Raw genomic sequence first — 12,944 nt, 5'->3', positions numbered from 1 at the left:
TCTCGCGTCCGCATTTCAGAGCCTCCTCGCACCCCCTCCCAAGGTTACCCCACAGGACCACCCCAATGCGGGAAATTAAACTCCAGGACCTCAAGTCGAAGACGCCGGCCGAGCTTGTCTCGTTCGCGGAAGAGAATGGGGTCGAGAATGCCAGCACCATGCGGAAGCAGGAGCTGCTGTTCGCCATCCTCAAGCAGCTCGCGATTGCTGAAACCGACATCGTTGGCGAGGGCGTCGTCGAGGTGCTCTCCGACGGCTTCGGATTCCTCCGCTCGCCGGACGCCAATTATCTGCCGGGACCGGACGACATCTACGTTTCGCCCTCGCAGATCCGCCGCTTCGGTCTGCGCACCGGCGACACCATCGAAGGCCACATTCGCAGCCCGAAAGAGGGAGAACGCTATTTTGCGCTGCTGAAGGTCAACACGCTCAATTTCGAAGACCCGGAAAAGGCCAAGCACAAGGTCAATTTCGACAACCTCACGCCGCTGTTTCCGAATCAGCGTTTCCGTATGGAAATCGACGACCCGACGCGAAAAGACCTTTCTGCAAGGGTGATCGATATCGTCGCACCGATCGGCAAGGGCCAGCGCGCGCTGATCGTCGCGCCGCCGCGCACGGGTAAAACCGTGCTGATGCAGAACATCGCGCATTCGATCGCGCACAATCACCCCGAATGCTATCTGATCGTGCTGCTGATCGACGAACGTCCGGAAGAAGTCACGGACATGCAGCGCTCGGTGAAGGGCGAGGTCGTTTCGTCGACCTTCGACGAGCCGGCGGTTCGTCACGTTCAGGTCGCCGAGATGGTGATCGAAAAAGCAAAACGTCTGGTCGAGCATGGCCGCGACGTCGTCATCCTGCTCGATTCGATCACGCGCCTGGGCCGCGCCTACAACACCGTGGTGCCGTCATCCGGCAAGGTCTTGACCGGTGGTGTCGACGCCAACGCGCTCCAGCGCCCGAAGCGCTTCTTTGGTGCCGCCCGCAATATCGAGGAGGGCGGCTCGCTGACGATCATTGCAACCGCGCTGGTCGATACTGGCAGCCGCATGGACGAAGTCATCTTCGAAGAGTTCAAGGGCACCGGTAACTCCGAACTGATCCTGGACCGCAAGGTCTCGGACAAGCGCACCTTCCCGGCGATCGACATCTCGCGCTCCGGCACCCGCAAGGAGGAGCTCATCACCGATCCGCAGGTGCTCAAGAAAATGTACGTGCTCCGCCGCATCCTGAACCCGATGGGCACCATGGATGGGATCGACTTCCTGCTCGACAAACTGCGGTCGACCAAGAGCAATTCAGAGTTCTTCGACTCGATGAACACCTGAGCGCGATGCAGCATGAGATCAGAGGGCGCCTTTGGGCGCCCTTTTTCTTTTTGTGCGGCTTTGCTGCGGAAGAAATGCAGCATGGGGACGGGACGAAAGGAAAATCGGCTCTTCCGGAAGTTGTTGATATCTTTACGTAATGCTGGATGCTGGCTGACCATTTGGTGCCCGGGCGAGGCTGCCTCTGCAGCAAAATGCTGCGCCTTATGTTGCATCGCAATAGAGCCGTTGCTGCGGGCCAGACCGCAGCAAAAGGGGGCGTCGGCATCGCGAGAACGGGCCGTTTGCCTTTTCCCCGCCAGCCGGACAAATAGGCCATGCATCCGCGAGACCAGACCATCTTTGCGCTGTCGTCCGGCCGTGCGCCGAGCGCGATCGCCGTGGTGCGGGTCTCCGGATCGCAAGCGGGGCTCGCGCTCACGACGCTGGCGGGGAGGCAGCCGGCGCCGAGACAGGCTAGCCGCCGGCTGCTCCGCGATGGCGCGGGCCAGCCGATCGACGACGCGGTCGTGCTCTGGTTTCCGGGGCCGGCCAGCGCGACCGGCGAGGACGTCGCCGAATTTCACGTCCATGGCGGCCGCGCGGTGCTCGCGGCACTCATCTCCGCTATTTCTTTTATTCCGAATATGCGCGCGGCCGAGCCCGGCGAGTTCACGCGGCGCGCGTTCGAGAACGGCAAGCTCGATCTCACCGAAGCCGAAGGTCTCGACGATCTCATCCATGCCGATACCGATCGTCAGCGCCGCCAGGCGCTGCGCCAGTTGCAGGGCCTGCTCGGCGATCGCGCGCGCGACTGGCGCGAGCGCATCATCGAGGCGTCGGCGCTGATCGAGGCCGGCATCGATTTTTCCGACGAGGGCGATGTGCCGGCCGAGCTGAGGGCGCCGGCGGTGAAAGCGATCAAAGCGCTGCATGACGAGATCACAAAAGTGCTTGCAGCACAGGGACATTCTGAACGCCTGCGCGACGGCCTGGTGGTCGCGATCGCCGGCGAGCCGAATGTCGGCAAGTCGACGCTGATCAATCAGCTCGCGCGCCGCGAGGTCGCGATCGTCTCGCCCTATGCCGGCACCACGCGCGACGTGATCGAGGTGCAGCTCGATCTCGACGGCTACCCGGTCACGGTGATCGACACGGCTGGCATCCGGGAGACCGACGATCCCGTGGAGCAGGAAGGCGTGCGCCGAGCGCGAGCGCGAGCCGACGCCGCCGACCTCGTGCTGTGGCTGGTGGAGGATGGCCGCGCCGTCGATCCGGGCGGGATGCAATCGCTGGTGAAGTCCGGCCCCGGGCGTGATCAATCGAGCGGCTCGGTCTGGATCGTCCGCAACAAGATCGATCTGGGCGAGGCGGGGGAGGTCGGGCCGCGCGGCGAGTTCGGGATCTCGGCGAGCCGGGGAGACGGCGTTCCCGACCTGATCGACGCGCTCGTGAAATTCGCCGCCGAGTTTTTCGGGACCACAGAGGGCGCATTGGTGACCCGGGCCCGCCAGCGAGATCTGCTGCGCCGGGCATCGGACAGCTTGCGCCGGAGCCTGGAGCTTGTAGAAGACGGCGAAGAGCTTGCCGCCGAAGAGCTGCGCGCTGCGGCCTATGCCTTGGGTCGGCTGTTGGGCCGGGTCGACGTCGAGGACGTCCTCGAGGCCATCTTCCAGAAATTTTGCATCGGAAAGTAGGACTAGTTCTTCATTGTAGAACTAGCGCTTGTTCCAGTCCTTGCGTTTCACGTGAAACGGCAGTGGGATGGGTTCCGGTCCGTTTCACGTGGAACGCGTGATTGTAGTTTCGTAGCCCGGATGAAGCGAAGCGCAATCCGGGACGGCTCCGCAGCCGGAACACCTTTCCCGGATTTCGCTGCGCTCCATCCGGGCTACAAGCTTCCCGCTGTTTCACTGAAACAGGTGGTGGGCGGTTCCGGCCTGTTTCACGTGAAACGCGAGCGGCCCTCATTACGGCTTCTGGGCCCGCAGACTTGGGCGGGAGATTCGATTTCACTGCTCAAGCGGTCTTGGCTATGAACGACGCTCGTGCCCCAAACTCGTCATTGCGAGGAGCTCTTGCGACGAAGCAATCCAGACTGCCTCCACGGAAGGATTCTGGACCCTTGATGATGGTTGGCAGGAAGAACGCCACGCCGTAACTTGCAGCATTCAGGCATCGTCGGCAACAAGCACCTTTTCCTGGGCTGCCCCTCTCCCCAACCCTCCCCCCTTCGCTCCGCCCGCAATGACGGAGCAGACCCATCGCTTGTGCCCTCTCTACTCCGCCCAGAGCCGCGCGAGATCTCGCCGGGAGCTCTCTCCCGGTTAGACCCATCTTGTTTCACGTGAAACAGCAGTCCGCTCAGTGCCGGTTCTACTGTGCATGGGGTTGTTTTCGCGAAAATGCACATAGCCTCCCTGGCCGCCCCGTTTCACGTGAAACAACCGCCTCACCCAGTTTCTACTTCCGGCTTCTCCGCCTCTGCGATAGAAGTCCGCCCATGCGAACAGAGCGAGAGAGTTTCGACGTCATCGTGATTGGCGGCGGCCACGCCGGCTGTGAAGCCGCGGCTGCTTCCGCCCGGATGGGTGCGACGACCGCTCTGGTGACGCACCGTTTCTCCACGGTCGGCGCGATGTCCTGCAACCCCGCCATCGGCGGTCTCGGCAAGGGCCATCTGGTCCGCGAGGTCGACGCCCTCGATGGCCTGATGGGCCGGGTCGGCGATGCCGGTGGCATCCAGTTCCGCGTCCTCAATCGCCGCAAGGGTCCGGCTGTTCGTGGTCCACGTGCCCAGGCCGACCGGAAGCTTTATGCCGCAGCCATGCAGGCCGCGATCCGGGACACCGAAGGTCTTTCCGTCATCGAGGGCGAGGCGGACGAGCTGATCGTGGTCGAGGGCCGGGTGACCGGACTACGGTTGGCGGACGGCCGCGAGCTTCGGGCAGGGGCTGTCGTCGTCACCACCGGCACCTTCCTCCGCGGTCTGATCCATCTCGGCGAGAAGAACTGGCCCGCCGGCCGGGTCGGCGAGGCTCCCGCGATGGGCCTTTCCGCCTCCTTTGAGCGCGCTGGTTTCACCCTTGGACGGCTCAAGACCGGTACTCCGCCGCGTCTGGACGGCACCACGATCGACTGGTCAGCGGTCGAGATGCAGCCCGGAGACGAGCCGCCGGAGCCGTTCTCGGTGATGACCGAACGGATCACGACGCCGCAGATCCAGTGTGGGATCACCCGAACGACCTCCGCGACCCACGAGGTGATCCGGGCCAACGTTCATCGCTCTCCGATGTACTCGGGCCAGATCAAGAGCTCCGGACCACGCTACTGTCCCTCGATCGAGGACAAGATCGTCCGCTTCGGCGACCGCGACGGCCATCAGATCTTCCTGGAGCCGGAAGGGCTCGACGATGGCACCGTCTATCCCAACGGCATCTCGACCTCGCTGCCGGAGGAGGTCCAGCTCGCGATCCTCGCCAGCATTCCTGGCCTGGAGCAGGTGAAGATGGTTCGCCCGGGCTACGCCATCGAGTACGACCACATCGACCCCCGCGAGCTCGATCCGACCCTCCAGACCAAGCGTCTGCGTGGTCTCTTCCTGGCTGGGCAGATCAACGGCACCACCGGATACGAGGAAGCTGCCGGGCAGGGTATCGTGGCCGGCCTGAACGCAGCTTTGGCCGCGAGCGGCGCCGCCCTGACCGTGTTCGACCGTGCCGATGGCTATCTCGGTGTGATGATCGACGACCTCGTCACCCGCGGGATCAGCGAACCCTATCGGATGTTCACCTCCCGCGCCGAGTACCGGCTGACCCTGCGCGCCGACAACGCCGATCAGCGCCTCACCGAGAAGGGGATTGCGCTCGGATGCGTCGGGAGCGCCCGGACGCTGCATCACCGCGCCAAGATGGACGCCCTGAATGCGGCCAGGGCGCTGTCGAAGTCCCTGACCATCACTCCGAACGAGGCGATCAAGCACGGCCTGTCCCTGAACCGGGACGGCCAGCGCCGTTCGGCGTTCGAGTTGATGGCCTATCCGGACATCGGCTGGAGCCAGGTCCGGGCCATCTGGCCGGAGCTGTCGGCGATCGACCCGGTCATTGCCACCCATCTGGAGATCGACGCGAAGTACGACGTCTATCTCGAGCGCCAGAGCGCCGACGTCGAAGCTTTCAGGCGAGACGAGGGGATGGTGCTGTCGGACGTCGATTACCAGCAGGTCCCCGGTCTTTCCAATGAAGTGCGGGCCAAGCTTGAGAAGGCGCGGCCGTTCACCGTCGGCCAGGCTGGCAGGATCGACGGCATGACGCCGGCGGCGCTCGGCATCCTCGCGGCCTACCTCCGGCGCGAGGCACGGAAGACCTCAAAGGCGATCGCATAGGCGTTTCACGTGAAACAGCGCGGGCCGGGCGGCAGATCGTCATCAGGGAAACCATCGGCAGGTGAGGGCGCGAGCCGTCAATCCGAGCCGACGCCGATCAAACCGAAGATCGACAAGGCCAGCGCCAACGATCGGTCGCTGGACTCCATCATCGCGGCGGACAAGCTCGCGGCGCTCAGGCTCGCCCCCGTTTCACGTGAAACCGAGGAGCGACTCGACCGCTACATCGCGCTGCTCCGCGAGTGGCAGGCCAAGACCAATCTGGTCGCGCCCTCGACCCTGCCGCAGCTCTGGACCCGGCACATCGCCGACTCGCTCCAGCTCGTCGATCTCGCCCCTTCGGCAAAGCGCTGGGCCGACCTCGGCAGCGGCGGCGGCTTTCCCGGAATTGTCCTCGCCTGTGCCATGGCCGGAACGCCGGGCGCCAGCGTCCATCTCGTCGAGCGAATCGCCAAGAAGGCAGCCTTTTTGCGCGAAGCAGTTCGCGTCACCGCATCTCCGGGGCTCGTACATCTCGCGGAGATCGGGGATAATGTGGATAGAATCACCGGCCCCGTGGATTGCGTCACCGCGCGTGCGCTGGCTCCGCTACATCAACTCATCGGCTTTGCGGAGCCGCTGATGCGCCAGGGTGCAAAAGCGCTGTTTCCGAAGGGTCAAGATGTAGAGGCTGAATTGACCGAAGCCGCTAAATATTGGAATATTCAGCCGCAGCTTCACCAAAGCCGTACCGGCGACGGTTGGATCGTCGAGCTGACGTCCGTCGAGCAGCGCGGCTGACGCGTTCAGGGGTCGAGTGGGGAATTTGCGATGAGCGTGATTGACGAACCGCAGCAGCAACAGACCGGCGAAGTGCCGCAGGGCCACCCGCGCATCCTGGCGCTGGCGAATCAGAAGGGCGGCGTGGGAAAAACAACCACGGCGATCAATCTTGGCACGGCACTCGCTGCGATCGGCGAGCGCGTCCTGATCGTCGATCTCGATCCGCAGGGCAACGCCTCGACCGGCCTCGGCATCGATCGCCGCAACCGCTCCTGCTCGACCTATGACGTGTTGATCGGCGAATCGAGCTTGCGCGAGGCGGTGGTCTCGACCGCGGTGCCGCGGCTGCACATCGCACCCTCGACCATGGATCTCTCCGGCCTCGAGCTCGAGCTCGGCACCACGCCCGGGCGCGCGTTCAAGCTGCGCGATGCCATCGGCGCGCTCAACAACAACGTCTCGCCGGACGCCGATTACACCTATGTGCTGATCGACTGCCCGCCCTCGCTCAACCTGCTCACGGTGAACGCGATGGCGGCCTCCGATGCGATCCTGGTGCCGCTACAGTGCGAGTTCTTCGCGCTCGAAGGTCTGTCGCAATTGCTCCAGACGGTGGAGCAGGTGCGCTCGACGCTCAATCCGAACCTGTCGATCCACGGCATCGTGCTGACCATGTTCGACTCGCGCAACAACCTCTCGAACCAGGTCGTCGCCGACGTCCGTCAGTTCATGGGCGAGAAGGTCTACAAGACCATGATCCCGCGCAACGTGCGCATCTCGGAAGCGCCGTCCTACGGCAAGCCGGTGCTAGTCTACGATCTCAAATGCGTCGGCAGCGAAGCTTACTTGCGGCTCGCCACCGAAGTGATCCAGCGCGAGCGCGAGCTGCGCACCACGCATTGACGCTGCCGTAGGGTGGGCAAAGGCGTCTTCGCCGTGCCCACCATCTTCTGCACACAACTGGTGGGCACGCTTCGCTTTGCCCACCCTACGATAATTCAGTTCTGGAGTGTTGCACCGTGAATCCAAGGGAGCTGGCGATGGCCGACGAAGCGCGTTCGCGACTGGGCCGGGGTCTTGCGAGTCTGATCGGTGACGTCGGCGGCGAGGCTCAGCATGTCGATCGTCCGCGCGCGCAGCGCAAGGTGCCGATCGAATTCATCAAGCCCAATCCGCGCAACCCGCGCCGCGCCTTTTCGGAAACGGAGCTCAAGGAGCTCTCTGATTCGATCAGGCAGCACGGCGTGATCCAGCCGATCGTCGTGCGTCCGGTGAAGGGCGCGCAGGATCGCTTTGAGATCATCGCCGGCGAACGGCGCTGGCGCGCATCGCAAATGGCCGGCCTGCACGAAGTGCCGATCGTGCCGGTCGACATCAGCGACAGCGATGCGCTGGAGTTCGCGATCGTCGAGAACGTGCAGCGCGAAGACCTCAACCCGATGGAAGAGGCGCTCGGCTATCACGCGCTCGCCAACGAGTTCAAACGCAGCCAGGACGACATCGCAAAGGTCGTCGGCAAGAGCCGCAGCCACATCGCCAACATGATGCGGCTGACGAAACTGCCGGCCGAAGTGCAGGCCTTGATCACGAGCGGCGAGCTGACCGCCGGCCACGCCCGCGCGCTGATCGGCGTGCCCGATCCGCTCACATCAGCCAGGCGCATCGTCGCGGAAGGCCTCAACGTGCGCCAGGCCGAAGCGCTCGCGCATGAAGAGGGTGTGCCGGAGCGCAAGCCGCAGAAGGCGCGCAGCACCGGGGGCAAGGAAAAAGACCCTGACACGATCGATCTCGAAAAGCGCGTCAGCGATGCGCTTGGCCTCAAAGTCACGGTCAATCACCGCGACCCCGGCGGCTCCGTCCAGATCAACTACCGCAACCTCGATCAGCTCGACGAGGTGATGAAGCGGCTGGCGAAGGGCGCGCTGTAGACCTAGCCCTCAGTGTCGTCCCCGCGAACGCGGGGACGACACCGGGTATTTGGCGCGCATCTGTTTCCACATCGTCGTTGCGAGCGAAGCGAAGCAATCCAGATTCTTTCCGCGGAGGGACTCTGGATTGCTTCGTCGCTTGCGCTCCTCGCAATGACGCGGAGAGAGTGGGGCCTTACCCCCGCCGCTTCGCGTTCGCGGCGATGGCCATCAGCGTGCGCTGGGCTATGGCGGCGGCTAGCGTCGATTGCTTGCGGGTGTCGAGCGCAGCGGTCGCGAGCTGCTCGATGATTGCGGCGAGCCGCGCCACGCTGAAATTGCGCAGCGCCGTTTCGACCGCCGGCTTTCGCGAAAAATGCAGGCGCGGATAGCCGCCCTCGAGCACGGCGGACGCAGGCTGGCCGTCGGCGATCGCGAGCGCAGATTTGTGCAGCCACGCGGCTTGGCGCTGCGCGGCGGAGATGATCACGCCGGGATAGGTGCCGGCGATCATGGCCTTTGCAAATTCGGTCTCGACGATGTCGGGCCGGCCGGCGAAGGCGCCGTCGACGATGGGATCGAGTTTCAGCTCGGACGCATCGGCAACGACGGACATCACATCATCCAGCGTGATCTCGCCCTTGCCATGCGCATAGAGCGTCAGCTTGCGCAGCTCATTGCGCGAGGCCTGGCGGTCGCCGCCGAGGAATGACATCAGCGCCGCGCGGGCATCCTGCGCGATGCGCAGATTGGCGATGCGGAGCTCGTCGTCCATCAGCTTGGCAAGGTCGCGCTCGGTGTCGGGATAGCAGCCGATCGCCACGGCCGTCTTGGCCTTCTCGCAGGCCTTGCGCAGGGGCGATTCCGGGCGCAGCTCGCCGGCTTCGATCACGATGCGGCAATCCTTCACGCCCATCTCCGCCAGCGTATCGATACCGCTGGCAAAGCTGCGCGAGCCGGCGCGGACGCGGATGGCGCGGCGGCCGCCGAACAACGGCACCGTCATGGCTTCATCAACGAGCCGCGACGGCTCGGCGGAGAGTTCGTCGCCGTCGAGCTTGACGAGGGAGAAGGGATCGTTGGGGTCGTCGACGGCCGAGGCTATAAGTGCATCGGCGCGCTCGCGCACGAGGCCGGCATCGGGACCGTAGAGCAGGATGATCGGTCGGCCCCCGTCGGGACGGGCGAGGAAGGCGTCGATCTCTTTTCCGCGCAGCGCGACCATCGGGCCCAACTGTCATTCCGGGGCGCGCAAAGTGCGAACCCGGAAATCTCGATCAATAATCTCTGGATTCCGGATCCGCCCTGCGGGCGCTCCGGAATGACGGGGATGACTTAAGTGCCGGCGATGAAGAACGAGGCGAGGCGAGTGTTGATGTTCTCGGCGATCTCGTTGGCGGCACGATCCTCGGCATCGCGAAGGGCCCGGTTGCGGGCAAAGCGCTGGTAGGAGCCGGGCATGTCATAGGACACGCGCGCGAACGTCGTGCCGGTCATGACCGACTTGCCGCTGACGACCTCGATCAAATTGTACTGGGCGTCGATGCCGTAGTTTTCACTGTTCGGCAGGCCGGTATTGGGATCGACGATCAGCGACGTTTTGCTGCTCGCGAAGCGAATCTCCAGGCGATGGGTCGGCGGCATGCCCGTGGCCGTGCCGTAGAGCTTGAAGGCCAGGGCGTTGCGGACCTCGACGCCGACGCGGGCCTCGCGGGAGGCATTGGCCTTGTTGATCGGCGGAAGGTCGATCCCCATCAGCTTCTCGCGCAGGCCGGGGGTGCCGTCACCACGCTCGGCATACATCGGCTGGAAGCAGCCAGCCGTCAGCGCCGCCAATGCGGCGACCGCCAGCAAGCGGGCAGCGATCCGGATCCTAGCCGACAACATTCACGATCCTCTTGGGGACGATGATCACCTTGCGGACGGGCTTGCCGTCCAGGGCCAGTTTTACCGCATCGAGGGCCAAAACGGCAGCCTCGATTTCCGGATTCTGGGCCACTGTTGCAACTGTGACCTCACCCCGCTTCTTGCCATTGACCTGGACCACCAGGGTCACGGCGTCTTCAACCAGCAAATCGCGTTCGATTTGGGGCCAATCGGCCTCGGAAACCAGCCCGCTATGGCCCAGAACCTGCCAACACTCCTCGGCCAGATGCGGCATCATCGGGGAGAACAGCTGAACCAGGATCTGGCTGGCCTCCCGGACCGCCCAGGCGAGGTCAGGAGTGGGCTGGCCGGGGCGCTGGAGCACCTCGGAGAACGCATTGGCGAATTCACGGATATGGGCAAGGCAGACGTTGAAGTGCAGCCGCTCGATCCCGGTGGTGACCTTGTCCAGCGCGCCATGGGCGGCCTTGCGCAAGGCGGTCGCATCCGGGCCAAACGAGCCCGGACGGTCCGCCGGCGCGGCCTGGCTGAGCTCCACTGCATCGTCCACCAGCCGCCACAGCCGCTGCACGAAGCGCGAGGCGCCTTGGACGCGCTCGTCGCTCCAGATCACGTCGCGGTCGGGCGGGGAGTCCGACAGCATGAACCAGCGGGCGACGTCGGCGCCGTAGGTCTCGATGATGTCGTCGGGGTCGACCGTGTTCTTCTTCGACTTCGACATCTTCTCGATCGGACCGATCTGGACGTCTTCGCCTGACGTCAGCAGCGTCGCGCGCCGGCCGTTGCCGCCGACCTCGATCTTCACCTCGGCCGGCTGCACATAGGTGCCGTCGGCCTTCTGGTACGTCTCGTGCACCACCATGCCCTGCGTGAACATGCCGGCGAACGGCTCGTCCAGCGCAATGTGCCCGGTCGCCTTCATCGCGCGGGTGAAGAAGCGGCTGTAGAGCAGATGCAGGATCGCGTGCTCGACGCCGCCGATATACTGGTCGACCGGCAGCATCCGGTTGGCGACGGCTGGCGTCGTCGGCGCGTTCTCGTTCCAGGGATCGGTGAAACGCGCAAAATACCAGGACGAATCCACGAAGGTGTCCATGGTGTCGGTTTCGCGCTGGGCCTTGCCGCCGCATTTCGGGCAGGTGACGTGCTTCCAGGTCGGGTGATGATCGAGCGCGTTGCCCGGTCTGTCGAAGGTCGCGTCATCAGGCAGCGTCACCGGCAGGTCGGCGTCCGGCACCGGCACCACATCGCACTTTGGACAATGGATGACGGGAATCGGGCAGCCCCAATAGCGCTGCCGTGAAATACCCCAGTCGCGCAGGCGGAAATTGACCTGGCGCTCGCCGACCGGCGCGTTGCCGCGCAGTTCGCCTTCCAGGCGCTTTGCGACCTCGTCCTTGGCCTGCTCGATGGTCATGCCGTCGAGGAAGCGCGAATTGATCATGCGGCCATCACCGTCATAGGCGGTGTCGGTGATGACGAAGGTCTTCGGGTCCTGGCCCTCGGGGCAAACGACCGGCGTGTTGCCGAGATTGTACTTGTTGACGAAGTCCAGGTCGCGCTGGTCGTGCGCGGGGCAGCCGAAGATCGCGCCCGTGCCGTATTCCATCAGCACGAAGTTGGCGACATAGACCGGCAGCTTCCAGCTCGGATCGAACGGGTGCACCGCGCGGATGCCGGTGTCAAAACCCTGCTTTTCCGCGGTGTCGATGATCTCTTGCGCGGTGCCGATCTTCTTGATGTCGGCGATGAACTGGGCAAGCTTCGGGTTCTTCGCGGCTGCTGCCTGCGCCAGCGGATGATCCGACGAAATCGCCATGAACTTGGCGCCGAACAGGGTGTCCGGGCGCGTCGTAAAGATCTTCAGCTCGCTCTCGCCGGCGGGCGTCGTCGCCTGATCCAGTGCGAAGCGGACCAGCAGGCCCTCGGAGCGGCCGATCCAGTTGCGCTGCATCAGCCGTACCTTGTCGGGCCAGCGGTCGAGCCCATCCAGCGCGGACAGCAGTTCCTGCGAGTACTTCGTGATCTTGAAGACCCACTGGCTCATTTCCCGTTGTTCGACAACGGCACCCGAGCGCCAGCCGCGGCCGTCGATCACCTGCTCGTTGGCGAGCACGGTCATGTCGACCGGATCCCAGTTGAGCTTGCGCTTCTCACGCTCGGCGAGGCCGGCGGCGAGCATGTCCAAAAACATCTTCTGCTGATGCTTGTAGTAGCTGGGGTCGCAGGTCGCGAATTCGCGCGACCAGTCCAGCGACAGCCCGATCGAGCGGAGCTGTTTCTTCATCGCGGCGATGTTGTCGTAGGTCCAGGCCTTCGGCGCGACCTTGCGCTCGATGGCGGCGTTCTCGGCCGGCAGGCCGAACGCGTCCCAGCCCATCGGGTGCAGCACGTTGAACCCCTTGGCGCGCATGAAGCGGGCCAGCACGTCGCCGAGCGTGTAATTGCGGACATGGCCGATATGGATGCGCCCGGACGGGTAGGGGAACATCTCCAGCACGTAGTATTTCGGCCGCGAGTCGTCGTTCTTGGAGACGAAGATCGCCTGCTGGTCCCAGGCGGCTTGCCAGCGCGGTTCGGCGTCGCGGGCGTTGTAGCGTTCGGAGGTCATGGAATCGTTGGGTTTTCGTGGATTCGGCCGTCTAAAGACGGCGGACTAGGCCATAGAAGTCCTTAGGGGGTCAATGGGTTGCC

General features: G+C 64.3%; 9 protein-coding genes. 6 read left to right on the top strand and 3 right to left on the bottom strand.

The genetic code is table 11. The features are described from left to right. The first annotated feature begins 65 nt into the window (after positions 1 to 65). From rho to CT676_RS04120, 6 genes are all read left to right on the top strand, one after another. On the top strand, positions 66 to 1,331 hold the full coding sequence (rho, locus tag CT676_RS04145) for a transcription termination factor Rho (RefSeq protein ID WP_045004625.1): 1,266 nt from the start codon (positions 66 to 68) through the stop codon (positions 1,329 to 1,331). 317 nt (positions 1,332 to 1,648) lie between these two features. After that, positions 1,649 to 3,007, top strand: coding sequence for a tRNA uridine-5-carboxymethylaminomethyl(34) synthesis GTPase MnmE (gene mnmE / locus CT676_RS04140; RefSeq protein ID WP_135213968.1), 1,359 nt, complete (start codon positions 1,649 to 1,651; stop codon positions 3,005 to 3,007). Between the two features lie 806 nt (positions 3,008 to 3,813). Next, entirely contained in the window at positions 3,814 to 5,694 is a 1,881-nt protein-coding gene (gene mnmG, locus CT676_RS04135) for a tRNA uridine-5-carboxymethylaminomethyl(34) synthesis enzyme MnmG (RefSeq protein ID WP_135213967.1), read from the top strand. Between the two features lie 9 nt (positions 5,695 to 5,703). Continuing rightward, entirely contained in the window at positions 5,704 to 6,474 is a 771-nt protein-coding gene (gene rsmG / locus CT676_RS04130; RefSeq protein ID WP_135213966.1) for a 16S rRNA (guanine(527)-N(7))-methyltransferase RsmG, read from the top strand. A gap of 30 nt (positions 6,475 to 6,504) precedes the next feature. Next, positions 6,505 to 7,359, top strand: coding sequence for a ParA family protein (locus CT676_RS04125; RefSeq protein ID WP_063980282.1), 855 nt, complete (start codon positions 6,505 to 6,507; stop codon positions 7,357 to 7,359). Between the two features lie 137 nt (positions 7,360 to 7,496). Beyond that, on the top strand, positions 7,497 to 8,384 hold the full coding sequence (locus tag CT676_RS04120) for a ParB/RepB/Spo0J family partition protein (protein WP_167767939.1): 888 nt from the start codon (positions 7,497 to 7,499) through the stop codon (positions 8,382 to 8,384). A 175-nt stretch (positions 8,385 to 8,559) separates the two neighbouring features. On the opposite strand, the gene holA is transcribed toward CT676_RS04120, so the two are convergent. From holA to leuS, 3 genes are all read right to left on the bottom strand, one after another. Beyond that, a complete protein-coding gene (gene holA, locus CT676_RS04115; RefSeq protein WP_135214099.1) occupies positions 8,560 to 9,588 on the bottom strand; it encodes a DNA polymerase III subunit delta in 1,029 nt (342 codons plus the stop codon). 110 nt (positions 9,589 to 9,698) lie between these two features. Then, positions 9,699 to 10,250, bottom strand: a complete 552-nt coding sequence (gene lptE / locus CT676_RS04110; RefSeq protein WP_135213964.1) for an LPS assembly lipoprotein LptE — start codon at positions 10,248 to 10,250, stop codon at positions 9,699 to 9,701. Next, positions 10,237 to 12,861: a leucine--tRNA ligase gene (gene leuS / locus CT676_RS04105; RefSeq protein WP_135213963.1), complete on the bottom strand. Its 2,625-nt coding sequence runs from the start codon at positions 12,859 to 12,861 to the stop codon at positions 10,237 to 10,239. Before leuS ends, lptE begins: the two co-directional genes overlap by 14 nt. Positions 12,862 to 12,944: the final 83 nt, after the last annotated feature.

It is taken from the genome of Bradyrhizobium sp. MOS001, from assembly GCF_004634465.1.
In the GTDB taxonomy this organism is placed as follows: Bacteria; Pseudomonadota; Alphaproteobacteria; order Rhizobiales; family Xanthobacteraceae; genus Bradyrhizobium; species Bradyrhizobium barranii.
The sequence above is the reverse complement of the archived record's forward strand: the minus strand, read 5'-3'. Positions and strand labels throughout refer to the sequence as shown.

Coding starts and splice junctions, on each gene's coding strand:
- rho (WP_045004625.1), top strand. CDS start 66: ATGCGGGAAATTAAACTCCAGGACCTCAAGTCGAAGACGCCGGCCGAG.
- mnmE (WP_135213968.1), top strand. CDS start 1,649: ATGCATCCGCGAGACCAGACCATCTTTGCGCTGTCGTCCGGCCGTGCG.
- mnmG (WP_135213967.1), top strand. CDS start 3,814: ATGCGAACAGAGCGAGAGAGTTTCGACGTCATCGTGATTGGCGGCGGC.
- CT676_RS04125 (WP_063980282.1), top strand. CDS start 6,505: ATGAGCGTGATTGACGAACCGCAGCAGCAACAGACCGGCGAAGTGCCG.
- CT676_RS04120 (WP_167767939.1), top strand. CDS start 7,497: ATGGCCGACGAAGCGCGTTCGCGACTGGGCCGGGGTCTTGCGAGTCTG.
- holA (WP_135214099.1), bottom strand. CDS start 9,588: ATGGTCGCGCTGCGCGGAAAAGAGATCGACGCCTTCCTCGCCCGTCCC.
- lptE (WP_135213964.1), bottom strand. CDS start 10,250: ATGTTGTCGGCTAGGATCCGGATCGCTGCCCGCTTGCTGGCGGTCGCC.
- leuS (WP_135213963.1), bottom strand. CDS start 12,861: ATGACCTCCGAACGCTACAACGCCCGCGACGCCGAACCGCGCTGGCAA.